The following is a 23166-nucleotide window of genomic DNA, read 5'->3' as shown; positions in this document are numbered from 1 at the left end:
ATCGTGGAACGGATCCCAAACGCAAACCACATAAAAAATACACGTTCAACGGAGATCAGCATATGAAACTCGACGCACGCGAGGGCGGGCAAATCTTCAGGGATTTAATCAAAAACAACCGGCAGTTCGGACAGCTCGGCCAGGACGTGCCTGACGAAATATCTTCGAGAGAGTTTTCATCACTGATGGGTGAACACTTCAGGCTCAAACAAGACTTGATACTACAGACGACTGCCGCCGGGGCAGTTCTCAGCCATCGGGCCGAGATGGGAAAAATCATTTTCAATGGGACCTGAGAGTTTCAGCGAGCGGCTCACTCATTGGCGGGTGGGGACAGAGCAAGAAATCACGCTGCACGAGGGCAGCGACGCCATAAACCTGCGTCGCTACCCGCAGTGTTTTTTGCTCAGCGCCCAACTTACCCATCAGCCACCGCCCACACAAACAGCCATGGAAACATGGCTACGACTGGGTGGGGCAAGCCTGGCGTATTTTCGGGGAGCGCTCACGGTCGAGCCCTCCACCGGGCAGCTCTGGCTACTTCAATGCGTCTCGCAAGAAGCCAATCCGGCCGCTCTTTTTACCCAACTTGAATCCCTTCTCAATCAGCGCGACACCTGGCGCTCCACGGTCAAGCGGTTGGCCAGAACGCCCAAAAACCTTGGGCCCACTCCGCTGCGTGCGCAGTTTTATTAACTAGAGAACCCTATATGAATAACCCCATTTACAAGCGTTTACGCTTGTCTATCAGCTCGCCCTGTGCGCGATTGAAACACGCCGGCTGGCGCATTCCAGTGGTTCTGACGTGCCTGCTGATGCCTCTGCAAAGCGCCGTTGCCGCGATTCCCTCGGCATGGAAAAACACGGCATATGCCTATGAAACCCAGTACAAGCCTGTACGCGAAGTGCTCGAGGACTTCGCCCAGACCTTCGGCACCCAACTGCAAATCGAAGGCCTGCTGGAGGGCGTCGTCAATGGCAAAATACGCGCTAACACGCCCCAGTCCATGCTCGACAGGCTCGGGGTCGAACACCGCTTCCAGTGGTACCTGTACAACAACACCCTGTACATCAGCACGCTGGATCAGCAAGAGTCTGCGCGGCTGGAGGTTTCGTCGGAAACGATCGCAGACCTAAAAAAGGCCCTGACCGATATCGGCCTGCTCGACAGCCGATTTGGCTGGGGTGAATTACCGGACGATGGCGTTGTGCTCGTCTCCGGCCCTAAACGCTATATCGAGCAAATCAAACAGTTCAGCAGCCAGCGCAGATCCCCGGATGAAAAACAGAGCATACTGACTTACCCGCTCAAGTACGCCAACGCGGCCGATCGCACCATTGATTATCGCGGAGAAAAGCTGACCATCGCAGGCGTGGCCAGCGTGCTGCGTGGGTTGCTGGAGCCGCGCTCCAACTCCGCCGTCGCCAACGCCACCCAATCTTCCGGCACTTCTTCACCGCCGGGCTTGATTACACCTAACGTGCCGCGGCTGAACAACCCGCTGCTCGAGCAGATGCTCGCCAACCCCGGGAACGCAGAGGGGCTGTCGACGGGCGCCTCACTCGGCCCTCGCGCCCCACGCGCTACCAGCCGCATCCGGGTTGAAGCCGACGTGCGCAATAACGCGATTCTGATCTACGACCTGCCTGAGCGCCAAACGATGTACCGCGAGCTGATCACCCAACTCGACGTTGCGCGCAAGCTGGTGGAGATCGACGCCATCATCCTCGACATCGAACGCACCAAGTTGCAAGAGTTCGGGGTTGAATGGGGCTTTCAAAACAGCCGCTGGCGTGGCGGCGTCAATGTGGCACCGGGCACGACCTCGCAGTTGTCGATCGGCAACCCCGGGCGCTTCTACGCCCACATACGTGCCCTGGAAGCCCAAGGGCTGGCAACCCTGGTCTCCAACCCTTCCGTGCTCACCCTGGAAAACCAGCCGGCGGTCATCGACTTCAACCGCACGCGATACCTGAAGGCCGGCAGTCGCTACGCAACCATTTTACCCGTGACCGTCGGGACCAGCTTTCAGGTGGTGCCACGGGTGATCACCAGCCGTGGTGGCCACCAGATCCATTTGGTGGTGGATATTGAAGACGGCAATTTCGACGAGTTCAACCTACAGCCCGATGACCTCGATGTTCGCCGTGGCAAGGTGAGCACCCAGGCAGTGATGGCGGAAAAACGCTCATTGGTGGTCGGTGGTTTCCATGTCACAGACAACAAGGACAAACACAGCAAGGTGCCACTGCTGGGCGATATTCCTTTGCTGGGCAAAGCATTGTTCTCCTCCACTGAACGACAGAACAGTCGACGCGAGCGCTTGTTCATCCTCACCCCACGGGTCATCGGTGACCAGGCTGACCCTTCGCGTTACTTGCCCCAGGAGGACCAGGCCCAGTTGCAGGCCGCCCTCAAGCCCCTGGCGCGCCGGCAAGCCGCCCATCAACCGCCTATAAACCGCAGCGATATCACCAGCACCCTGGCGCACCTGGTCAGCGGCGAAGTGCCCGACGGCTTCAAGGCAGGGCCAATGCCCCTGCAGTTGGACACCCTGTGCGCCACGCGCGATCTGTTGGCGCTCAACAGCGAGCGCAGCCAGTGGTACACCGGCCCACAGTTCAATGTGGCGGTGGTGGTCCTGCGCAACCAGATCAAACGCAATGTGCGCATCGATGAAAAAGAATGCAGCAACTCACAAACACTGGCAGTCAGTGTCTGGCCACGCGCCTGGCTTAAGCCGGGTGAAGAAGCTGAAGTCTTTATCGCCATGCGGCCCATCGTGAAAGATGAACACATCGGCACACCCCGCCCTTCCCTCCTCACCGCCCCCTTGAAGACCACGCCATGAAACACGGACTCTTGAGCATTATCATGATCGGCGCAGCAATGATCGCCGCGGGTTGTACGCCAACCTGCAAAGGCGACTCCTGCACGCGTCCGCAATCGAGCAGTGACAAAATGGTGGTCTGGTGGCCGCCAGAGATGCGCGTAGACTCCGGCCCCTCTGGGGAACGGGCAGACTACCAGACCATTTCCCTGGAACGATGAGCCTCACGACACAGCCTGACGATGCGCTGCATCGTCAGGTTTTTTTAGCCGACGTGCGCAGCGGCGTTGCCGCTCACCTGCAGCTCCTCCCCGGTATCCACCTGTGTACGCTGCAGGCCGGCACCCGCCAGGGGTTGGCCTTGCAGGTTGCGCGCGAAGCGTTGCAAGCCGGGCAGGTTCAACGGGCGCTGGAGCAACGTTTTGAACAAGCCGTGAGGTATGACGGTTGCTTTGTCTATCTCGACGCGCAAGGCAATTTGGTCATCTGGCGCTCGCTACCTGCTCAACACGACGCGCTTGAGAGTGCCATCAGCCGCCTGCTGTCACTGGCCAACCTTGATGCATTGGATGCTTACACCACGCGTTGATCAACGCTGTTCCAGCTCTGGCAATTCCAGGGTTTCACGCTTGGCGTCATCATCCAACTCACGCAAGGTGCGGTAGATCAGCGCGACGGCCTGCAGGGTTTCACGCGGGATACTGGCGCCAAGCTTATTGGTATAGAGCGTACGAGCCAGCCATACACACTGAATGACCGGCACGTCAGCCGCTTTAGCCCTTTTGATCAGGTCACGCGCGTCGGCATCCGTGCCTTTGTCCACCAGCAATGGCAGCGGTGTCGTGCCGGGGCGGTAATACAATGCGACGGCGAAGTGCGTTGGGTTGACCACCAACATGTCGGACTCTTCGAGCTTGGGCAACTTGACCTTTGGCTCTTCCTGAGCCAATTGCTGCGCCAGCGAACGTCGCTGGCCCTTCACATGGGGGTCGCCCTCCATGTCCTTGTACTCCTTGACGACTTCGACCTGGGTCATGCGCATGCGCTTGGCAAAGAAGTGCTTCTGCAGCGTCAGGTCGATAAGTGCCAGCACCAGCAACAGGCCCAGGCACACATGCAGCAGATAACGAAACAGCTCGATCAGCGCCAGGATATAGGAGGGCAGGTCGCTGTTGGCCAAATTGATCAAGGCGCCAAGGGAGGGACCGATCACCGCATACAACACCACACCTAACAGCACGGCCTTGGCGACCCCCATCAGCAGGTTCATCAGCGACTGCGCGGAGAACATCTGTTTGAGCTGATTAAGGGGGTTGAGACGCTTGAAATCCAACTTGAGGATTTCTGGCGCGAACAGCAAGCCGAACTGCATCCAGCTACTGAGCAGCTTGACGGCGATCGCCACTGAGGCCATCAGCAATGCAAAGGAAAAAAACACCACCATGGCGTCGAGCAACACCTCTTCCAGGGCTGACACAAAGGGTCGGCTGAGGCGCGATATCGGCAGCAGCAGCATTTCCTGAAACCGCTGCAGGCTGCGGTCAGCGGTCCATAGCGCGAGCTCGCTGATGGCGGTCAGCACCAGAAGCTTGCCGACATCCTGGCTTTGGGCAACCTGGCCTTTCTTGCGTTGATCACGCAGTTTCTTGGCACTGGCCGGGTGTTTTTTCTCACCGGAATCACTCATGGCATCCCCACCTTGAACATCAGCCCAAGGGCGTGCCTGAGTTCAGTCAGCAGGCTTAAACGGCCGACGATCAGGTCCTGCAACAGCTCAAAATACAACAGTAAAATACCAATACCCGCCAGGCATTTGACCGGTGGCGCCAGCGTACTCACCTGCAACTGAGGGCTATAAAGCCCCAGCAGTGCAATGCCAAACTCCAACAACAGCAGCACCGCGATAAACGGTGCGGCGTAGAGCATCATGTGGGTGAACGTGTCGCCGAGCAGGTTGAGAAATACGCCAAACCCCTGGGCGTGCGGAAGTGGAAACCATACGGTTGGCGGCCAGATCGAGTAACTGTCCCAGATCACTTGCGTGAGCGCCCCAAGCCCCAGGGTGGCCATCAACAAAAAAATCGTCAGCTCCTTGAACAGATGCCCGATGGGTGTTACATCCGGGCCAAGCGAAGGGTTGAGCTGGCCACCGGCCAAGGCTCCCCGCTGGTTATCCAGCAGCGCCCCCACCGCCTCGAACATCCAGAACGGCATAGCCAGTAATATGCCCAGCAATGTCCCCAGGGCCGCCTCTTTAAGCACCAACGCGCTGAGCATCAGCGTAGAGAATTCCTGGTCGGCGAAGGTTGCATAGATGCCTGGTGCAGGCAGCAGTGCCAGCGCCGCCACAATGGTGTGGCGTGGCATGCCACGGATATGTTGAAAACAAAACGCCGCGACCAGAAAGGCGCAAGGGTAGATGCGCGCCATGCCGACCAACAGGCTGGGCAGGTAATCAAGATAGTGCAGCACAGGTGAAACCTCAGTTCAGCGCGGAGCGAGAGATCATGTCGAATGTCAGATTGATCAGTTGAATCAACTCCACACCGATCCAGCGCCCCGTCATGACCAGCGTGATTCCCACTGCCACCAGCTTGATGCCAAACGGCAAGGTCTGGTCCTGTACCTGCATCAGCGCCTGTACAAGAGAGGTCAGTACGCCGACCACCACCGCCACAATCAACGGCGGTGCCGACAACACCACGACCAGCAGCATGCCCTGCTTGAACAGCACGATCGGTTCCATACGCCACTCAGAGATAAGAAAAGAAGAGGCTGTCGAGCAGCCGTGACCACCCGGAAACCATCACGAACAACAACAGTTTGAGCGGCAGGGAAATGGTCATCGGCGAGACCATTTGCATGCCCAATGCCAGGAGCAAATTGGAGACAATCAGGTCGATCACAATGAACGGAATGTAGATGAGGAAGCCGATCTCGAACCCCGCCTGCAATTGCGACAGCACAAAGGCAGGCACCAACAGAATCAAGTCTTCTCGCTGAACTTCCTGGGCCATGGCTGCCGGCCATAGGCGCCCGGTGTTCTCCAGCAAGTGCGTCAACACATCCGGATCAATATTGCGCAGCATGAATGCGCGCAAGGGTTTGATCGCCTCCCCGCCGGTGTGCAGGGCCATTTGCACACTGCTCAAATCCAGCGGCGATACCTTGACGGTTTCGGCGATCTCGTAACCCACCGGCGCCATGATAAACAGCGTCGCCGCCAGCGCGATGCCATTGATGGCCATGCTCGGTGGTACTTGCTGCACGCCTATCGCGTTACGGGTGATCATCAGCACAATGACAATCTTCAAGAAGGCCGTACACACAATCAACAGCATGGGCATCAACGACAATGCCGCGAGGAACAGTGCAAGTACAAACGGGTCTATGCCCTGAATACTCATCGCGAAAAAACCACTCGCGTCACCTGCAGGCCCAAGCGCCCATCCACTTCCACCAACTGCCCCTGGCCGATCGGCCGATCACCGTAGTACAGGCCGGCCATTCCCGGTGCATAACCGGTAATGCCCAATACTGAACCCTCAACCAGGTTGCGCAGCTCGCCCAGCGTCAAGTTGAGCATTCCACAACGCACGCTTAACGCCATGCTCAAGTCATCGAACGGTTCGCGCCCGAATACTTCGGCCACGGGTTCATCTTCCGGCTCAGCGTAATAGGCTGCTGAAAAGTCCTCGTTCACACTCGTGTCCTCTATAGAAGTCAGGGTCAGGCACAGCGGCCCGGTGTCGTCGTCAATGCAGCCGTGCAGGCGCTGCCTGCCGACCTGCACATAGCCATTGCCCTGGGATTGAAAATAAGCTTGCTCGAGCACCAGCACATCCCCCATCCGCAGGCTGCGCACTTGTGCGATGGGTAGCTGCAAGGTCCCAAGGGGCACGGCAATTGCCAGCTGGAACTGCGCCGGCATCGGCGCGGCGATAGAGCGCCAAGGTGCGGCCTCGCACAACGCCAGAAAGCTCTGGTGGGCCAGCCACACGTAGCCCACGACCCGAGAGGCCCCCAACGTCACGCTGATTCGGCAGCCAAAACCCACCGGACGCGCAGTCACCAGCAATCGCATATAGCCAAACAGCGCTTTCACTTGGGGACTGAGGTGGTGCTCAAACAGCGCCCAGAACCATGAATGTGGGTCATTTCCAGCCTTGGCCAATGGCACGGGGCATTCACCCAGCAGGCTCAACAACGGCCCCGCCTCGGCGAACGCCAACACGCCGAGGGCGGTTTCAAAACACAACGCCTCGCCGCCAACAGGGGCACGCCCGGGCTCGATCAGCAGCTCACCCGCTTGCCCTGCAACTTGAAACGGTAAACGCAGCCCACGCCCCAGCCTGCGGCGTGCAGCCACCGTGCTCTGCTTGACCACAGGTAACGCTAAAAAAGGCACCTTCATCATGCACGGTCACCTGGCAGGTAGAACCTGACCGGTTGCCCCAAGGCTTGCGTGCACCGATCCTGGCACTGCTGCCGCACGCCGCGCAGCCAACGGTTGGTGGCATCGTCCTCTGCGTCCAGTTCAACGGCCCAACTGCTCTGCTCACGATGCACAAGGGCGTTGATCCGCCCCAGGCGCGGCAAGCTCAGCACGAATTGCAGCGGCCACTGTGTACCGGCCTGAATAGGCGCCACGAGTTGCTCGACCAATACATCAGCCCTGGCTGCCTCGACTGAGGCTTTGATATCCAGGCGCGAATGCCCAAAACGTTTCTCTGCAACACCGCCTGCAAGCAGATGCGCAAACAGTCGCCCTTGTTCCAAGGGAACATAGGCGCCAACGCCAGGCTCGCGTTCCTCCCGTAGCTCACGCGTGCGTCGATGCTCAGGCGCGGTATTTGAAACCTGTGTCATAGCGAATCCTGAGCGAGCAAATTGGACAGCTCCTGAAGTTTTTCCACCTGGCGCAAACACTCCGAGGCGTGCTTCTGGGCACTGCCCACCTGGATGTCCTTGTCCTTGTGCTGCGCTTGCAGTGCCTGCACCTGGCCTTCGTCGCGCAAAGTGCTGGCCGACAACGAACGCTCTTGTGACCCCCAGGCGTTCAGCGCTTTGAGCGTCAGCACCTGGCCCTGATGCTGGCTGAGCAACTGCGCACTTTGCCGAGCCTCCTCCTGGCGGGTTTGCTCAAGGGCTTGCTGGGCTTGTTGAATATGGGTCTGCAGGGTTTGCCGCGCTCGCTTGGCCTCACGCAAGGCCCGTTCAGCGCGGTCGGCCCGATGGCGGCGCAGGCGCCGCAGGGTCTCGATTTCAGCCATCGACACGTCAGAATGGGACATAGGCCGTCAGCTCCTTGAGTTGCTCCAGTGTGGCCGCCATCGGCGAGGGTTCACGCAAGTCCTGGCGCAGAAAACTGTCCACTGCGCTGCGACTGTCTACCGCTAAGTCGGTCAATGCATCGCTACCCGGCTGGTACTCGCCCAGCTTGAGCATCAGCTCGATCTGCTGGTACGCCGATAACAGCCGACGTAGCGCCGTGCCGGCCTGGATATCCCCGGGCTCGGCCACGTTGCTCAAGATCCTCGAAAGGCTGGCTAATACGTCCACTGCCGGATAGTGCCCACGCTCGGCGAGCTTGCGAGACAGCACGATATGGCCGTCGAGCAGCGAGCGAACTTCATCGGCCACCGGATCGCTCATGGAGTCCTGCTCAATCAGCACCGTGTAGATCGCCGTGATCACACCTTCGCGCGTCAACCCGGCACGCTCGACCAACCGCGGCAACAGGCTGTACACCGAAGGTGGCAAGCCACCACGGCCCAGGGGCTCGCCGGCGGCGAGGCCAATTTCTCGCTGGGCCCTGGCGAACCGTGTGAGGGAATCGATCAAAAGCAACACGCGCTTGCCCTTGCGTCGGAAGCCTTCGGCCAAGGCGGTCGCCGTGAAGGCTGCGCGTGCCCGCTCCATGCTCGAACGATCAGAGGTGGCACACACCAGTACGGCTTTGGCGCGCAGCTGATCATCGAGCTCATGATCAAGAAACTCGCGCAGCTCCCGGCCTCGCTCGCCGATCAGGCCGAACACAATCACGTCACACTCAACGTTGCGGGCTATCTCTGCCAGCAACGTGGTCTTGCCGCAGCCGGCCCCGGCAAACAGGCCGACACGCTGCCCTTCGCCCAGCGTCAACAGGCCATCGATCGAACGCACGCCCGTGGCCAACGCGCGGTTGATTCGCGGCCTATCGGTGGGCAAAGGCGCTTCGCACAAAACGGGGCTGGTGTCCGGCGAGTCGACCAGCGCAAAAGCGCTGGCGCCTTCACCGGTAATCGGCCGCCCAAATCCATCCAGCACCTGGCCCAACAACTTCTCGCTGACCTGTACCTGATGGGATATGCCCAAACGCTCTACGCTGGCCCCCACACGCACGCCTTCCAGGTTACCCAGCGCACTGAGTACCGCGTCCTGCTGGTCGAATCCGATAATTTCGGCGAGCATGTGCTCGCCTTGCTTTTCCACTTGGCACAAGTCGCCTATGCGTGCCTGAGGCAGTCGACATTGCAATAGCATGCCGTTCACACGCTGCACGCGCCCGCGTATCGTCACCGGCGCAAAACCTGCCAGCGTCTGGGTCTGTTGCCGCTGCCATGTGTCGAGGCGCGCCTGCAAGTCCTTAATCACCAGCGCACCTCATAGCGCTGCGCGCCCTCGAAAACCACCTTGCTGTTGTCAATCATCACGAGGCGCAAGTCGTCCACTTGGTCGCCCACAAACAGTCGGGTGCCATCCTCCAGTACGACGTGACCGTTCCCCCCTCCAATGATCTGAACGATCTTGAATGGCAGCTCATTGTCGTGCGCACGCACACGGCTGAGCACTGGCACCACGCTGTCGAACTGCTCACCAAATCGGTCGAGCATGCGCGTCACCAACGCCAGGTCCTCCTCGGAAACATCGCCGTTGAGCGCAACCTGGCCATTGATCACCTGCAAACTGACCCGCTGGCTCAAATCACGCTCACTGAGCATATTCAGCAACTGCTGGCGCACCTCGAACGGCGAGGCCAGTTCGGTTTTCTGGGGCCCTGTTGGCATCAGTGAGGCCTGCGGATCACGCTCCCCGGTGGAGGCAATGCCCACCACCATGATGATGACTGCGACCACCAGCACCACGCTGATCAAGCGCTTTTGCTGCGAGGGTCCGAGGGCCGACAACTTCAACGTATGGGGAGCTTCTTTGGCCATAACCTTGGCTGGCGTTGCCGGCGTGGGTGCTTCGGGCCAAGGCTGATCCGCTACGGCGACATACAGCCGAATGGCGCCCACACCAAATTGTTCGCCCAGCGCCAGATGCGTGATCTGCGCCACTACCTGCCCTTTTGCGCCCTGCAACAATCCCGCCTGGGCCTGCACCGACCATGTGGAGCCGACCAACCGCAACACCGCATGCTGCTCGGCGATCCCTGGATCGCTCAGCACCAAGTCAGCCTCTGCATGAGCACCGATGCTCCACTGCTCACCGAACAGCGGCAGCGCAGCCCCTTGGTGCAGGCCATCGAGAACACGCAGCTCGAACATCATTGGACGCTCCGCTGTGCTGAAACTGGCGCAGTCTTCATGCCGCCGTACCACGCATCAGCTCGGTCTGGCCAAGGTCAAAACGCCCCAACACTTTCACCTTTGAGGTGCTTCCCAATTCGGCAAATGACATCACAGGTACATGGTTGAACTCTTCGAGCAAAAGAGTGCGCAAGGGGCTGCGCAAATCCTGCGCAACCAGCATCACGCTCTTGGTTTTGGGGCGAGTCACAAAGGCTTGGTTGAGCAGGTTGATCAGTGACGCGCTGCTGTCATTATCAAGGGCGAAGAACACCCCGGTCTGGGTCTGGCGCAGCGATTCGCGCAGCACGTTTTCGGTCTGTGGAGACAGCAGCCACGCATGCAGGCCGTCGGCCTCACTGTACTGGTGGAAAATCTGCGATTTAAGCGCAATACGCGCGTAGTCCGCCAAAGCGTCCGGCTCTCGTTCATGCTGGCCGTATTCAATCAGCGACTCGACAATCAACCTCACGGCACGCAACGGTACGCCTTCGCCAGCTAGGCGTTGCAGGACTGCCGAGAAACGCGACAGCGGCATGATTCGCTGTAGTTCCTGCACCAGTTCCGGCTGGTTGTGTTCAAGCCAGCTGAGAATTGACTTACTCTCCTGGATCCCCAGGAACTGGGGGCCGGAGAGCATCATCGCCTGCTTCATGCGCTCGACGATCAGGTTCGTCGAAGTGAAACGCTCAATCGCGGGATCATCAAGCAAAGGATCATCTGGCGCCAACCACACCCAATCCTGCTCATCGCGTTCGGCCAGGCCCGGTATCGCGTGCTCCGGTACCTGCGCCAAGGCTGTACGCTCCACGGCCACTTGCGTAACAACCGAAGCCTTGATCATCGGCACTTCGTGTACGCAGAAGCGCATTTCGTCGTCCGCCAACGAGTCGTCGAGTTCGACTTCGAACGGCGGCAGCGTCAACCCGATATTCGCAACCAGCGCATTTCGGGTTTGACGAAGGCCATGAACCAGATCAACCACCTCGGGCGTTCCACGCAAGACGGAAGAAAACTGCAGGAGATAGGGGCGTGACGGGTCAAACCCGCGCAAATCCTCTTCACCGTTTTCTTCCGGGCGCACGGCCTGCGTGGCCTCCGCCGCGGGAGCCTCTTGCCGTTGACGTTGACGCGCGAGGTAATAGCCCAGGGAGCCCGTCATCAGTGAGATAAGAATGAATACCAGGGTCGGCATGCCGGGCAACGCCGCAAACGCGAGCATGCCCACCGATGCAATCATCCAGCTCTTGGGTTCGCTGGTCATCTGACGGGCAATTTCTGCGCCCATGTTAGTGACGCCCCGGCGCCCATCCGGCGCGGCGCGGGTGATGATCATGCCGGCCGTCAGCGAGATCAGCAGCGCAGGGATTTGCGCAATCAAACCGTCACCGATGGTCAATACCGAATACAGCGCAATGGATTCGCCGGCGGTCATGCCATGCTGGAACATGCCTGTGGAAAAGCCGCCCAACAGGTTGATCAGCACGATCACCAGACCTGCAACGGCATCGCCCTTGACGAACTTCATGGCGCCGTCCATGGCCCCGAACAGCTGGCTCTCGCGAGACAACTGGTCGCGCTTGTCCCGCGCCTGATTACCGTCGATCAGTCCTGCACGCAAGTCGCTGTCGATAGACATTTGCTTGCCGGGCATCGCGTCCAGGCTGAAGCGTGCGGCCACTTCAGCAACCCGCTCGGAACCCTTGGTGATCACCAGAAAGTTGACCAGGGTGAGGATCATGAAGATCACCAACCCTACGGCCAGGTTGCCGCCCACCACAAAGTTGCCGAACGCCTCGACGATGTCACCGGCGTCCTGCTCCAGCAGGATCAACCGCGTGGTCGCAATCGACAGTGCCAGGCGAAACATGGTGGTCAGCAACAGAATCGAGGGGAACGACGAAAACGCCAAAGGCCCCGGCAGGTAAAGCGCCAGTACGATCAGCAAGCAGGCAATACAGATGTTGAGCGCGATGAGGATATCCACCAGCCAGGTCGGCAGCGGCACGATGAAGATAAAGACAATGGCCAGTACCACGACAGCACCCAGGACTTCAGCACGTTGTGCGACCTTGAGCAGCCAGTGGTTGATAAACGCCAGCACCGTCACATCAACGCCCTCGGCTCAGCCTGGCCCTTCTCCAGGCGCGTGAACTCATCCATCACGAGCAGGAAGTTATGCAAAGCCTCCTCGCGCCCACGCGAGTCGCGCCATAAGGCCGCAGGCAAACCTTTGATCAAGGGATAGAGCGCATTGAGAGAGGCCAACTGGCGGGCCGCCGCATCCCCAGCCAAGTCATCCGCCAGCAGTTGAACCTCGGAGGGGGCAATGCCATTGCCGGCATAACCCAATAGACGCTGCAACAGGTCAACGGCGTCGTGTTCAACGTTCAGACGCTGAACCAGGTCTTGGCAATTGGACAGCACCCCGCCCAATTGACCACAACTCTGTAGCCCCAACAAAAGCGTGCGCAATTTGGCGGTAGGAATCGACGAAACGTACGCCGCAATATCATCCGCCAGCGCCCGGCGCATGAGATTGAGCCCGACCTCAAACTGCTCGCCACCGTACTCTTTCAAAAGCGCCTGCATCATGCTGGCCAGGGATTGGCGCACTACCACATTGGCGTAGTAGAGCGTACGTATTGCCTGGCATTGCGCAGGATCATCACTGCCTGACTGCAGGGCCAGGGCAATATTGAGGCCCGCCTGGATCTCCCTCTTGTATTGAATCTCCAGCTTGGCCAGCGCAGCACGTGCCAGCGCTGCCTCGCTTTTGACTTGAGCGTCACGCGTCGACGCTGCCTGGGTCTGGCGCACGAGTGCTTCGGCTTGCGCCGTCAGCTGACGAAGCACGACATAGGTACGTGCAGGGTCCCCACCCGTAAGTTCGACTAACTTTTCGAGACTCTGCTGGCGCTCCAGATACTGCCTGGCCACGATGACCATCTTTGCCAGGCTTTTCTGGGCGGGATGGCCGAGTCGATCATAGAGCTGCGCGAGTTGCTCGACAGGTGTGACAGGCCCACTAATGGCGCGTCGGGTCAACGCGGTGCTGTGAGCGGCGGCTTCCTGGCTGAAAATGCCGGCGAGCGCATCCAAACCTGGCGCAGCATCCTGCGATCGGGCCGGAGCGACCTTCTCGGAAACGGACGGCTCCAAGCGCTGGGCACTGTGCAGATTGGGGTTGAATTCGACTTTCATGGGCATGCCAGGACAGGGAGTTTGTGTCTCTATGTGGCAACCCCGTGCCATACAGTTCCATCAAAACCACAAACACTCTTTGCTTTGAAAATACCCGCACAAAACCACCTGCCGTTTTGCAAGTACCTGCGCAAAAATCACACTATTTCAATATATTTATATATATAAATCAGCAAGTTAAGCGATTTTTCCACTTGGCACAGCCAGTGCAAAAGGGGTTCCCGTCGAACTTATTTCGATAGCGTCTACCCTGAGGAAAAAATCGTGAATATCCCTATTGAAGCTTTAGCGCAGCTCGTTGGCGACTCGCCTCAATTCATGCTCCAACTGACGGACGACCAGCAGAAAAAACTCCGGCGTTTTATTCATAAACGCGTACTCAACCCCGAGGACGCCGACGACATCCTGCAATTGACCTACCTGGAGGCTTGGCGCAACCGAGAGCGGTTCAGTGGCCAGGCCACCCTCAGTACCTGGATGTGCGGCATTGCGCAGAACCTGGTCCGCAACCATTTCCGGCGCCTGTATGCCAAACCGGTGCATTGCGAATTCGATGAATCGCTGTGGCATGGCCAAGAGGAAAACAAGAATCTGGATTGGGAATTCGAGATCAACCGCCGACTGGAAAATACCTTGAGCGCCATCGATCACTTACCGGCGGAAATGCGCAAGACGCTCTACGCTTCGTTGGAAACCGATGGTAGTTACCAAGACACCGCCGACGTGCTGGACATCCCTATCGGCACCGTTCGCTCACGCCTTTCACGGGCGCGCGAACACTTGAAACGCGTCACGCACAACCTGTCGCAACCGTAAGCCGGCCCTGGGGGCAAGCGTTGGGCGGCAGGGATATCTGCCCAACCGAATTACGCTTTACCGTGCGCAGTAACAGGATCACAAGCCTCGCCAAAGGGCACCTTGGAGATCATCGTCAAATGGCCTGCAGCGCCACACCCTTGCGATCATGCATTCAACACAGTCGGCAGAACACCGCAAAGCCCATGTGGGAGCGGGCTTGAACGCGAAAGCGGTGCGCCAGTCAACACATGCATCAACTGACAATCTGCTTTCGCGAGCAAACCCCACCTTGGATCTTCGTGGCTGAAATACCCGTATTCGCCACACCACTCGTCGCCGTTTGGCCTTATTCTGTTTAAACAGTTGAAAGCGTAGATAAAATTTTGAAATAAACGCTTGACGCATATGCGTTCTACGCGAATAATGCGCGCCACTTGGCTACGTAGCTCAGTTGGTTAGAGCATAGCATTCATAATGCTGGGGTCCGGGGTTCAAGTCCCTGCGTAGCCACCAAGTACTAAAAACGGCTTACCGAAAGGTAGGCCGTTTTTTTATGCCTGCAGAAAAGTCCCTCAGGCATACTCGCCCCCAACCACAAGGAGGCGATACGTGCCCCCCCTCTTCCCCATCCATGGCATCACCACCGAACGGCTGACGCTGCACGCCGCCCACCCGCGTCACGCCCAGGCCTTGCAAGCGCACCTGGTGCAAAACCGCGCCTACCTTCAACCCTGGGAGCCGACTCGCGAGGATGACTTCTTCGAGCTCAGCGCCATTACCCAGCGCCTCGAAGCCATGGCCGAGAAAACCGCCAACGGTGAAGCCTTGCATCTGTTGATACTGCGCGACCGCCGGATAATCGGCAGCTGCAACTTCAACAACATCGTGCGCGGCGCATTCGAGGCCTGCCATTTGGGCTACGCACTGGATGAAACGGCCCAAGGCCAAGGGTTGATGCACCAGGCGCTGAGCGCTGCGATTGACTATGTATTCGCTGAGATGAAACTGCACCGTATCATGGCCAACTACAGGCCAGAAAACCAACGCAGTGCACGCCTGCTTGAGCGGTTGGGCTTTGAGCGAGAGGGGTACGCGCGGGCCTACTTGAAGATCAATGGCGTGTGGGCGGACCATGTATTGACGTCGCTGATCAACCCCGTGAACGGTGACGCATGAGCCTCAGCGTATTCGCCATCATCATGCTGGGCGCCGCCCTTCACGCCACCTGGAATGCGGTGGTCAAAGGCGGCGTCGACAAGCTGCTGACCACCTGCATGATCGCCTCCACCGCCTCTTTGATTGCGCTGGCGGCCGTCCCGTTTCTGGCGCTGCCGGCCAGAGAAAGCTGGCCCTTCATCGGCGCATCGGTGGTTTTGCAGGTGCTGTATTTCGTGCTGGTGGCCTCGACCTACCGCATTGCCGACATGAGCCAGACCTATCCGATCATGCGTGGCACCGCGCCGCTGCTGGTGGCGCTGGTCAGTGTGCTGGTGTTGCACGAGCCACTCTCGGCGTTTGCCTGGCTTGGGATTGGCGTGATCTGCCTGGGTATCTTGAGTATGGCCGCAGCGCCCTCGGCCGGGCATAACAAAGGGCTGATGCTGGCGCTGATAAACGCCCTGGTGATAGCTGGCTATACGCTGGTCGATGGCCTTGGCGTGCGCAAGTCCGGCGCACCCGCGGCTTACACGCTGTGGATATTCTTGCTGACGGGCATCCCGCTTGCCGCGTGGGCTTTAGCCGCCCGGCGTGCAGCGTTCTGTCACTACGTCGCCCATCACTGGCGGCTTGGCGCCGTCGGGGGCGCAGGCACTGTGGCGTCATACGGCCTGGCGCTATGGGCGATGACACACGCACCTATCGCCACCGTCTCGGCCCTGCGCGAAACCTCGATCCTGTTTGGCGTGGTGATCTCGGCCTGGGTGCTCAAAGAACAGCTGACACGCGTGCGCATGATTGCTGCCTGCATCATTGCCGCCGGCGCGATGGTGTTGCGCCTGGGCTGACCAGGACACATGCGCACAAAAAAACTGAGGATCTGTACTTTGACGCTCCACGTAACCCACTGCTAGTGTCCTGCCTCCCAATATGGAGTGCCTGCGATGAAACTGGACATCTATCAAGTCGACGCGTTCAGCCAACAGGTGTTCGGTGGTAACCCCGCGGCCGTGTGCCCGCTGACCGAGTGGTTGCCCACCGAGCAACTGCACCACATCGCCGCCGAAAACAACCTTTCGGAAACGGCCTTTTTCGTGCCCCGTGGCGAGGTCTATGAGTTGCGCTGGCTCACCCCCGAAGTCGAAGTGGACCTGTGTGGCCATGCGACGTTGGCTGCCGCCTGGGTGTTGATTCACAAGCTGCCGAATGCGCCTGAAGTTTTGCGTTTTGCTACCCGCAGCGGTGAGCTTCGCGTGACGCGCAATGGCGACGAACTGGCAATGGACTTCCCGGCCAAACAGCCCGAGCGTTGCGAGCCGCCAGCCGGCATGTTGAGCGCGCTGGGGCTCGAACACGCCGAGGTGTATGCCACTGATGACTATATCGTTCTCGTTGATGACGAAGCCCAGGTCGCGGCACTCGCGCCAGATTTTGCACGCCTCAAGGGCCTGCCCAAACGCGGGATAGCAGTGACAGCCAAAAGCACACGCTTTGATTTTATTTCCCGTTGGTTTGGCCCGAACGTGGGCGTCAATGAAGACCCGGTCACCGGCTCGGCCCACACCTCGCTGGCACCGTTCTGGGCCGAGCGCCTGGGCAAGTCGCAGTTGAACGCCGAACAGGGCGGCAAGCGCCGTGGGCAACTGCGGTGTGAACTCAATGGCGACCGCGTGATCATTTCAGGCCATGCAGCACTCTACCTGCAAGGCACGATTTACCTGTAAAAAGGACCACCCAAGGACAACAGATCATTCTCAAAATGAACGGAGTTCAGCGCGTGTTTTCGATTTCCCGCCGTCAACTGTCGATGATTGCCGCAGCGCTCGCGCTGGCCGGCTGTCACACCCCCGTCAACGAACAGCCTCCGGCACCGGAATTGGGCTCGGGTTACCGCACCGACCTCACCACCCGCCACGCCGAACGCCATATGGCCGCCGCCGCCAACCCGCTGGCGGCTGAAGCCGGGCGCGAGATGTTGCGCCAGGGCGGTTCGGCAATTGATGCGGCGATTGCGATGCAGGCAGTGCTGACCCTGGTGGAGCCGCAGTCTTCCGGCATCGGCGGTGGTGCGTTCATCATGCTGTGGGATGGCAAAAATGTGCACGCCTATGACGGCCGTGAAACAGCACCCGCCGGCGCGACTGAGCGGTTGTTCCTGAAGGCCGACGGCACACCGATGGCGTTTCCCGACGCGCAGATTGGCGGGCGCTCGGTCGGCACGCCGGGGGTTTTACGCGCACTGCAGATGGCGCACCAGAAGACCGGGCACCTGCAATGGGCCAAGCTGTTTGAACCGGCGATTCGGCTGTCGGAGCAAGGCTTTGCGATTTCCCCACGTTTGCACGCGCTGATTGCTGCCGACCGCTACATTCCCCAGTCGCCGGAAATGGCGGCCTACTTTCTGAACGCCGATGGCTCGCCTAAAGCCACCGGTACACTGCTGAAAAACCCGGCGCTGGCTGCTGTGTTCAAGCGCATCGCCAAGGAAGGGCCAGACGCGCTGTACCAAGGGCCGATTGCCGATGAAATCGCGCGTAAGGTCCAGGGCAATCGCAATGCGGGCAGTCTCTCGCAGGCCGACCTTCGAGGCTACACCGCCAAGGAACGCACGCTGCTGTGCACCGATTACAAGCAATACCGGGTGTGCGGCATGCCGCCGCCGTCGTCGGGCGGGATAGCCGTGGCGCAAATCCTCGGCACCTTGCAGGCGGTGGAGGCCCGTGACCCGAGCCTGGCCATCGCGCCGATGAAACCGGTGAAGAGTGCATCGCCTGCGGGCCTTGAGCCTACGCCCGAAGCCGTGCACCTGATCGCCGAAGCGGGCCGCCTGGCTTTTGCCGACCGCGCGCTGTATGTGGCCGACTCGGACTTCACCCCGGTACCGGTCGCGGGCCTTGTCGCACCCAACTACCTGGCACAGCGCGCCGCCCTGATCGGCGAACGCAGCATGGGCATTGCCAAGCCGGGCACGCCGGCGGGCATCCAGGTGGCCTACGCGCCGGACCGCTCGCCGCTGCGCATCTCCACCTCGCAAGTGGTGGCGGTGGATGACCAGGGCGGCGCTGTGTCGATGACCACCACGGTGGAAGCGGCGTTCGGCTCCCACGTGATGGTGCAGGGCTTTTTGCTCAACAACCAGATGACCGACTTTTCGTTTATCCCGCAAGAAAACGGCCAGCCGGTGGCCAATCGCGTCGAGCCCGGCAAACGCCCGCGCTCGGCCATGACCCCGACCCTGGTGTTCGACCGCCAGAGCGGCGAGCTGCTGGCGACGGTGGGCTCTCCGGGCGGTTCGCAAATCATCGAATACGTGAGCAAATCCCTGGTGGCGATGCTCGACTGGAACCTCGACCCGCAAGCCGCCATCAGCCTGCCCAACTTCGGCAGCCGCAACGGCGCGACCGAGTTGGAGGCCGGCCTGTTCAGCCCGGCGTTGAAACAGGCGCTGCGCGCCAAGGGCCACGCGTTGAGCGAAATCGATATGACCAGCGGCATCCAGGCCATTGTTCGCACGCGCGATGCTCAAGGCAAGGTTACCCTGAGCGGCGGCGCCGACCCTCGGCGCGAAGGCGAAGCGGTCGGCGACTGAATGTTCTACGAACGGAGAGAGTGCCGTGCAACAGGCTGATAATCTCGGCGCCCTCCCCGGCGTCGACCATGGTTTTTGTTCAATCAATGACCCAGCGCGCCCGGACGCAGTGTTCATCTGCAAGCAGGTGCACAGTGCCACGGTGATTGAATGGCAGGCGGCCCTGGAGGCCAACAGCGTCGCGGCAGATGGCGTGTTCACGCGCGAGCATCAGCCGATTGCAGTGATCACGGCCGATTGCCTGCCCATTCTCATCGCGGCTGAAGACGGTGCGAGGGTCGCCGCGGTGCATGGCGGTTGGAAGGGGTTGCAGGGTGGGATCATCGCCAATGCCGTGCAGCAATTTGCCGACGAAGGCATCGCCGTGGAGCAGTTGCAGGTGGCTATCGGACCGTCGATCAAACCGTGCTGCTATGAAGTGAGCGAGGACTTTATTGCGCAGTTTCAGGCGGACCAAGGCCACCTTTGGCGTGACGGTCAGGCGCCGTGGAACTTCGTACAACCGGCGCCATTGCTGCCCCCCGAAATTGCCCCGCCCTATGCCAGGCAAACCGCAAGTGCCTGGTTCGATTTGAGCGGCTACGGAGTGATGTTGCTGCAAGCGGCAGGATTTAAGCGTGAGCAGATCGAAGTCAGTGAAGTGTGTACGTATTGCACTTGCGCCAGCTTCGCCAGCTATCGCAGGCGCACGCATAACCCTGAAGAAGCGAAGACGTTGATCTATTCGTGGATTGCTCGCAAACCCTGATCAGTGCCAAGGGCGCATTTGTGGCGAGCGGGCTTGCCCCGCGTTGGGCTGCGCAGCAGCCCCAATTTAGCTACTGCGTTATTTCAGGGTGGAACCGTGCTGGCTGGTTTTGGGGCCGCTTCGCGTCCCAACGCGGGGCAAGCTCCCTCGCCACAGGTGCCGCATTCCCTCGATTCATTTTATCGGCTGATCTTTAACCCCTTACGCCCGGCATGCCGCTCCAGCGCCAGCTCGATCAACCGGCTCACCAGCTCGCTGTAACTCATCCCTGCCGCCTGCCACAGCTTTGGGTACATGCTGATACGTGTGAAGCCCGGCAATGAGTTGATCTCGTTGATCAGCACTTCGCCGTCATCGGTGAGGAACACATCAACCCGCGCCAAACCCGCGCAGCCCAAAACCTCAAACGCTTCGATAGCCAGGCGGCGAATGCGCTCGCTGGCTTCGACGCTGATATCGGCCGGCACCACCACTTGGGCGGCCTGGTCGTCGATGTATTTGCTGTCGTAGGAATAGAAGCCGTTGCTCACCACAATTTCGCCACAGCCACTGGCGATGGGGTTGTCGTTGCCCAACACGGCACATTCGATTTCACGGCCTTGGACGGCAGATTCCACCAGCACTTTTTCATCAAAGCCCAAGGCCAGTTCTACGGCGGCGTGGTACTCGGCCTCGTTGCCAACCTTACTCACGCCCACCGAAGAACCCTGGTTGGCGGGTTTGACGAACATCGGCAAACCGAGCTTGTTCATAGCCGCTTCAAACGAAGTACGCGCCGCATTGCGGCGGGTCAGGGTGATAAACGGTGTGACGGCAATACCGGCATCGCGCAGCAGACGCTTGCTGATGTCTTTGTCCATGCAGACCGCCGAACCCAGCACGTCGGAGCCGACGAAAGGCAGGTCGGCCATGCGCAGCAAGCCTTGCAGGCAGCCGTCTTCGCCGAGGGTGCCGTGGACAATAGGGAAGATCACGTCGATGTGTTCCAGCAGGCCTTGCCCGGAGGTTTCCACCACTTGCTGATTGGCTTTGCCCGGTACTACTGCCAGCTCACGGTTGGATTGGTTGAGCGCGATAAGCGCCGGGTTTTCCTGGTTGATCAGAAAGTTCGACGTGTCGTTGAGGTGCCAGTGGCCGGCCTTGTCGATGCCGATCAAGATGGGTTCAAAGCGCGAACGGTCCAGCGCATCGACGATATTGCGCGCCGACTGCAACGAGACTTCATGCTCGGCCGAACGGCCACCAAAAATAATACCTACCCGCACCTTGCTCATGACCCGGCCTCACTATTGAAAGTAAGGCTTCTTACCATGAGCGGTCAGCGATTCGCTACCAGATGTGCGCCGAACAGCAGGTAGCAACCACCGGCAAAGCGGTCGAGCCATTTGCGTGAGCGCGCGTAAAGGTTGGCCATGCGCTCGCTGGAAAACACCAGGGCAACGCTGGAATACCAACTGAACGACAAGGTGGCCATGGTGATGACTGCCAGGGTGAGCAGTGCTGGCGAAGGTGATGGCGGCATGGTCGAGGCAAAGGCCGTGGCGACGAACAGCGCAGCCTTGGGGTTGGACAAGTTACCCAGTAACCCGAACCGCCAGGCAGAGAACAATGAGCGGCGTGGTGCATCGGGCAGAACCGTCTGGCCCGCAGCCGGAGCCGAGCGTTTGAACAGTTTGAGCCCGAGGTAGATCAGGTAACAACCGCCGATGATCTTGAACGCCAGGTAGAGCATCGGCGCAGCAGTAAACAGCGACTTGATGCCCAGGCCGCCCGCCAAGCCCCAAATGATCGTGCCGCTGGCCACGCCCGCCGAGGCCACAACGCCATGGCGCCTGGAGCAGCTGGCAGCCAACTGCGCGGTGTTGAAAAAGTTTGGCCCAGGCGTCACCACAGCAACCGTCCACAGCAGTGCCAGCGAGACCAACGGGGCCACATAGGCGGGGTTGAAAAAATCCATGAGCCAGCTCCGTCAGCGCAGTACACGAACCTGGATCATAGGCCTCGGCCCACGCTTGCACAATCGTACAAGACCCCGGCAGACAACCGCTGCAGACTCGGTTAACGTGTTTCCACCTCTACATGTGACAAGTCATCATGGGCCAACCCACTTCCACCCTCGACTGGCTGCACCGCGCCCCGCACGCCAGCGGCCTGGACCGTATCGAGGCGTACTTTGCCGGTTTTGCGTTCGACCCGCATCGCCACGACACCTACGCCATCGGGCGCACCTTGTTTGGCGTGCAGAGCTATCACTACCGCGGTTGCATGACCCACAGCCTGCCGGGCCGGACCATGGTGATTCACCCCGATGAATCCCATGATGGCCGCGCCAGCAGTGTGGAGGGTTTCAAGTACCGCATGATTTATGTGGAGCCGGCGCTGATCCAACAGATTCTCGGTGGTCGGCCATTGCCGTTTATACACAACGGTTTGTCGACTGATCCGCGCCTGTTTCGCGCCAGCGAAGTGTTGCTGCAAAGCCTGGACTGCCCGATCGACCCGATGCAGGAACAGGACGCCCTGTTCGACCTGGCACACGCGCTGAACGCGGCATCCGGCGCAATCATCAGCCGCAAATCCTTCGATTATGTGGCCGCCGAGCGCGCCCGTGAGTTTATCCACAGCGCCCTGGGCCGCAGCATTACCCTGGATGAAATGGCCGACCACTGCGGTCGCGATCGCTGGGCGCTGTCGCGAGACTTTCGTTTGTTGTTCGGCACCAGCCCCTACCGCTACCTGACCATGCGGCGGCTGGATTTGGTGCGCAGCTTGCTGGCCCAAGGCCAATCGCTGGTGGACGCGGCCCTGACGGCGGGGTTCACCGACCAGAGCCATATGACCCGGCAATTTCGCAGCACCTACGGCATGCCGCCGTCGCGGTGGGTGAAGATGCTTGGGCGCTGATTGGCTCACCTGTAATGCGATTAAAGCAGTGGGAGCCGGCCATCCTTGGCCCAGCGCGGCTAACGGGGCGCCTCAGATCAAAAGCAGATCAAGATCAAAAGCAAAGCACGGCGGCCTGAAAGCCGACCTGAGTGGTTGAAGCAAGAGCCAGATCAAGTGCAAAGCAAAAGCCTATCTACCTGATGCAACGCAGTCTAAATGTGGGAGCGGGCTTGCTCCCACAGTTGACCGCATGCAGTTTTATATGAGGTCGGCTGCGGATTTGCGTGCACTGAAGATGTGCTTTTCTGTGGGAGCTGGCTTGTCGAATCGTCGCACCGCTGCGATGCAGACACCTCGGTGTATCAGGCACACCCAGTTGATGCCATCGCAGGCAAGCCA

General features: G+C 59.7%; 24 protein-coding genes and 1 tRNA gene. 12 read left to right on the top strand and 13 right to left on the bottom strand.

The genetic code is table 11. The annotated features are described in order from the left end of the window. Positions 1-62: 62 nt before the first annotated feature. From PSH96_RS03735 to PSH96_RS03720, 4 genes are all read left to right on the top strand, one after another. Complete coding sequence (locus PSH96_RS03735; protein WP_305457595.1) at positions 63-296, top strand: hypothetical protein; 234 nt, start codon at positions 63-65, stop codon at positions 294-296. Between the two features lie 414 nt (positions 297-710). After that, positions 711-2852: a type III secretion system outer membrane ring subunit SctC gene (gene sctC, locus PSH96_RS03730; RefSeq protein WP_305457593.1), complete on the top strand. Its 2142-nt coding sequence runs from the start codon at positions 711-713 to the stop codon at positions 2850-2852. Beyond that, on the top strand, positions 2849-3052 hold the full coding sequence (hrpT, locus tag PSH96_RS03725) for an HrpT family type III secretion system protein (protein ID WP_305457591.1): 204 nt from the start codon (positions 2849-2851) through the stop codon (positions 3050-3052). Before sctC ends, hrpT begins: the two co-directional genes overlap by 4 nt. Continuing rightward, positions 3049-3420 (top strand): transcriptional regulator, encoded by a 372-nt coding sequence (locus PSH96_RS03720; RefSeq protein WP_305457590.1) that lies wholly within the window; start codon positions 3049-3051, stop codon positions 3418-3420. The genes hrpT and PSH96_RS03720 overlap by 4 nt, the downstream gene beginning before the upstream one ends. Here the strand turns inward: PSH96_RS03720 and sctU are convergent, their stop codons facing one another. From sctU to PSH96_RS03665, 11 genes are read right to left on the bottom strand one after another with little or no spacing between them, the layout of a single operon-like run. Then, positions 3421-4518, bottom strand: a complete 1098-nt coding sequence (gene sctU / locus PSH96_RS03715) for a type III secretion system export apparatus subunit SctU (protein ID WP_305457588.1) — start codon at positions 4516-4518, stop codon at positions 3421-3423. After that, positions 4515-5303 carry a type III secretion system export apparatus subunit SctT gene (gene sctT / locus PSH96_RS03710; protein WP_305457586.1) on the bottom strand — a complete coding sequence of 263 codons (789 nt, stop codon included), beginning with the start codon at positions 5301-5303 and terminating at the stop codon, positions 4515-4517. The genes sctU and sctT overlap by 4 nt, the downstream gene beginning before the upstream one ends. 10 nt (positions 5304-5313) lie before the next feature. Further along, positions 5314-5577, bottom strand: coding sequence for a type III secretion system export apparatus subunit SctS (sctS, locus tag PSH96_RS03705; RefSeq protein ID WP_138816950.1), 264 nt, complete (start codon positions 5575-5577; stop codon positions 5314-5316). A gap of 7 nt (positions 5578-5584) precedes the next feature. Continuing rightward, a complete protein-coding gene (sctR, locus tag PSH96_RS03700; protein WP_305457583.1) occupies positions 5585-6238 on the bottom strand; it encodes a type III secretion system export apparatus subunit SctR in 654 nt (217 codons plus the stop codon). Next, positions 6235-7245, bottom strand: coding sequence for a FliM/FliN family flagellar motor switch protein (locus tag PSH96_RS03695; RefSeq protein ID WP_305459978.1), 1011 nt, complete (start codon positions 7243-7245; stop codon positions 6235-6237). Before PSH96_RS03695 ends, sctR begins: the two co-directional genes overlap by 4 nt. Then, on the bottom strand, positions 7245-7700 hold the full coding sequence (locus tag PSH96_RS03690; protein WP_305457581.1) for a type III secretion system HrpP C-terminal domain-containing protein: 456 nt from the start codon (positions 7698-7700) through the stop codon (positions 7245-7247). The genes PSH96_RS03695 and PSH96_RS03690 overlap by 1 nt, the downstream gene beginning before the upstream one ends. After that, complete coding sequence (locus PSH96_RS03685; protein ID WP_305457580.1) at positions 7697-8125, bottom strand: YscO family type III secretion system apparatus protein; 429 nt, start codon at positions 8123-8125, stop codon at positions 7697-7699. The genes PSH96_RS03690 and PSH96_RS03685 overlap by 4 nt, the downstream gene beginning before the upstream one ends. Further along, a complete protein-coding gene (locus PSH96_RS03680; protein ID WP_305457578.1) occupies positions 8112-9467 on the bottom strand; it encodes a FliI/YscN family ATPase in 1356 nt (451 codons plus the stop codon). Before PSH96_RS03680 ends, PSH96_RS03685 begins: the two co-directional genes overlap by 14 nt. Then, positions 9464-10363, bottom strand: a complete 900-nt coding sequence (locus PSH96_RS03675) for an FHA domain-containing protein (protein WP_305457576.1) — start codon at positions 10361-10363, stop codon at positions 9464-9466. The genes PSH96_RS03680 and PSH96_RS03675 overlap by 4 nt, the downstream gene beginning before the upstream one ends. Before the next feature lie 37 nt (positions 10364-10400). Then, on the bottom strand, positions 10401-12494 hold the full coding sequence (gene sctV, locus PSH96_RS03670; protein WP_305457574.1) for a type III secretion system export apparatus subunit SctV: 2094 nt from the start codon (positions 12492-12494) through the stop codon (positions 10401-10403). Further along, positions 12491-13588 carry a TyeA family type III secretion system gatekeeper subunit gene (locus tag PSH96_RS03665; protein WP_305457572.1) on the bottom strand — a complete coding sequence of 366 codons (1098 nt, stop codon included), beginning with the start codon at positions 13586-13588 and terminating at the stop codon, positions 12491-12493. The genes sctV and PSH96_RS03665 overlap by 4 nt, the downstream gene beginning before the upstream one ends. 264 nt (positions 13589-13852) lie before the next feature. On the opposite strand from PSH96_RS03665, the gene PSH96_RS03660 reads away from it, so the two are divergent. The 7 genes from PSH96_RS03660 to PSH96_RS03630 all read left to right on the top strand — a co-directional run bounded on the left by PSH96_RS03660 (position 13853) and on the right by PSH96_RS03630 (position 19881). Then, on the top strand, positions 13853-14404 hold the full coding sequence (locus PSH96_RS03660; protein ID WP_305457571.1) for an RNA polymerase sigma factor: 552 nt from the start codon (positions 13853-13855) through the stop codon (positions 14402-14404). A gap of 418 nt (positions 14405-14822) precedes the next feature. Next, a tRNA-Met gene (locus PSH96_RS03655) sits at positions 14823-14899 on the top strand. A 96-nt stretch (positions 14900-14995) separates the two neighbouring features. Beyond that, positions 14996-15562 (top strand): ribosomal protein S5-alanine N-acetyltransferase, encoded by a 567-nt coding sequence (rimJ, locus tag PSH96_RS03650; protein ID WP_305457569.1) that lies wholly within the window; start codon positions 14996-14998, stop codon positions 15560-15562. Continuing rightward, the gene (locus PSH96_RS03645) at positions 15559-16392 is read left to right on the top strand and encodes an EamA family transporter (RefSeq protein ID WP_305457567.1); all 834 of its coding nucleotides are present in this window, start codon (positions 15559-15561) and stop codon (positions 16390-16392) included. Before rimJ ends, PSH96_RS03645 begins: the two co-directional genes overlap by 4 nt. Positions 16393-16488: 96 nt before the next feature. After that, positions 16489-17268 (top strand): PhzF family phenazine biosynthesis protein, encoded by a 780-nt coding sequence (locus PSH96_RS03640; protein WP_305457565.1) that lies wholly within the window; start codon positions 16489-16491, stop codon positions 17266-17268. 35 nt (positions 17269-17303) lie between these two features. Then, entirely contained in the window at positions 17304-19133 is a 1830-nt protein-coding gene (gene ggt / locus PSH96_RS03635; protein ID WP_305457563.1) for a gamma-glutamyltransferase, read from the top strand. A 25-nt stretch (positions 19134-19158) separates the two neighbouring features. Then, complete coding sequence (locus PSH96_RS03630; RefSeq protein ID WP_305457562.1) at positions 19159-19881, top strand: polyphenol oxidase family protein; 723 nt, start codon at positions 19159-19161, stop codon at positions 19879-19881. Between the two features lie 179 nt (positions 19882-20060). Here PSH96_RS03630 and ddlA read toward each other — a convergent pair whose 3' ends face one another. Continuing rightward, positions 20061-21155, bottom strand: coding sequence for a D-alanine--D-alanine ligase (gene ddlA / locus PSH96_RS03625; RefSeq protein ID WP_305457561.1), 1095 nt, complete (start codon positions 21153-21155; stop codon positions 20061-20063). A gap of 44 nt (positions 21156-21199) precedes the next feature. Then, positions 21200-21838 carry a LysE family translocator gene (locus PSH96_RS03620; RefSeq protein WP_236369211.1) on the bottom strand — a complete coding sequence of 213 codons (639 nt, stop codon included), beginning with the start codon at positions 21836-21838 and terminating at the stop codon, positions 21200-21202. A gap of 137 nt (positions 21839-21975) precedes the next feature. Between PSH96_RS03620 and PSH96_RS03615 the strand changes: the two genes are divergently transcribed. Beyond that, complete coding sequence (locus tag PSH96_RS03615) at positions 21976-22785, top strand: AraC family transcriptional regulator (protein ID WP_065929696.1); 810 nt, start codon at positions 21976-21978, stop codon at positions 22783-22785. Positions 22786-23166: the final 381 nt, after the last annotated feature.

The organism is Pseudomonas sp. FP2338, from assembly GCF_030687515.1.
GTDB classification, from domain to species: domain Bacteria; phylum Pseudomonadota; class Gammaproteobacteria; order Pseudomonadales; family Pseudomonadaceae; genus Aquipseudomonas; species Aquipseudomonas salomonii.
Note: the sequence above shows the minus strand (reverse complement) of the source record. Positions and strands in the feature narration are given on the sequence as shown.

What these genes read in the sequence shown, in the direction of transcription:
- PSH96_RS03735 (WP_305457595.1), top strand. Translation starts at nt 63, where the DNA reads ATGAAACTCGACGCACGCGAGGGCGGGCAAATCTTCAGGGATTTAATC.
- sctC (WP_305457593.1), top strand. Translation starts at nt 711, where the DNA reads ATGAATAACCCCATTTACAAGCGTTTACGCTTGTCTATCAGCTCGCCC.
- hrpT (WP_305457591.1), top strand. Translation starts at nt 2,849, where the DNA reads ATGAAACACGGACTCTTGAGCATTATCATGATCGGCGCAGCAATGATC.
- PSH96_RS03720 (WP_305457590.1), top strand. Translation starts at nt 3,049, where the DNA reads ATGAGCCTCACGACACAGCCTGACGATGCGCTGCATCGTCAGGTTTTT.
- sctU (WP_305457588.1), bottom strand. Translation starts at nt 4,518, where the DNA reads ATGAGTGATTCCGGTGAGAAAAAACACCCGGCCAGTGCCAAGAAACTG.
- sctS (WP_138816950.1), bottom strand. Translation starts at nt 5,577, where the DNA reads ATGGAACCGATCGTGCTGTTCAAGCAGGGCATGCTGCTGGTCGTGGTG.
- sctR (WP_305457583.1), bottom strand. Translation starts at nt 6,238, where the DNA reads ATGAGTATTCAGGGCATAGACCCGTTTGTACTTGCACTGTTCCTCGCG.
- PSH96_RS03695 (WP_305459978.1), bottom strand. Translation starts at nt 7,245, where the DNA reads ATGAAGGTGCCTTTTTTAGCGTTACCTGTGGTCAAGCAGAGCACGGTG.
- PSH96_RS03690 (WP_305457581.1), bottom strand. Translation starts at nt 7,700, where the DNA reads ATGACACAGGTTTCAAATACCGCGCCTGAGCATCGACGCACGCGTGAG.
- PSH96_RS03685 (WP_305457580.1), bottom strand. Translation starts at nt 8,125, where the DNA reads ATGTCCCATTCTGACGTGTCGATGGCTGAAATCGAGACCCTGCGGCGC.
- PSH96_RS03675 (WP_305457576.1), bottom strand. Translation starts at nt 10,363, where the DNA reads ATGTTCGAGCTGCGTGTTCTCGATGGCCTGCACCAAGGGGCTGCGCTG.
- PSH96_RS03665 (WP_305457572.1), bottom strand. Translation starts at nt 13,588, where the DNA reads ATGAAAGTCGAATTCAACCCCAATCTGCACAGTGCCCAGCGCTTGGAG.
- PSH96_RS03645 (WP_305457567.1), top strand. Translation starts at nt 15,559, where the DNA reads ATGAGCCTCAGCGTATTCGCCATCATCATGCTGGGCGCCGCCCTTCAC.
- PSH96_RS03640 (WP_305457565.1), top strand. Translation starts at nt 16,489, where the DNA reads ATGAAACTGGACATCTATCAAGTCGACGCGTTCAGCCAACAGGTGTTC.
- ggt (WP_305457563.1), top strand. Translation starts at nt 17,304, where the DNA reads ATGAACGGAGTTCAGCGCGTGTTTTCGATTTCCCGCCGTCAACTGTCG.
- ddlA (WP_305457561.1), bottom strand. Translation starts at nt 21,155, where the DNA reads ATGAGCAAGGTGCGGGTAGGTATTATTTTTGGTGGCCGTTCGGCCGAG.
- PSH96_RS03620 (WP_236369211.1), bottom strand. Translation starts at nt 21,838, where the DNA reads ATGGATTTTTTCAACCCCGCCTATGTGGCCCCGTTGGTCTCGCTGGCA.
- PSH96_RS03615 (WP_065929696.1), top strand. Translation starts at nt 21,976, where the DNA reads ATGGGCCAACCCACTTCCACCCTCGACTGGCTGCACCGCGCCCCGCAC.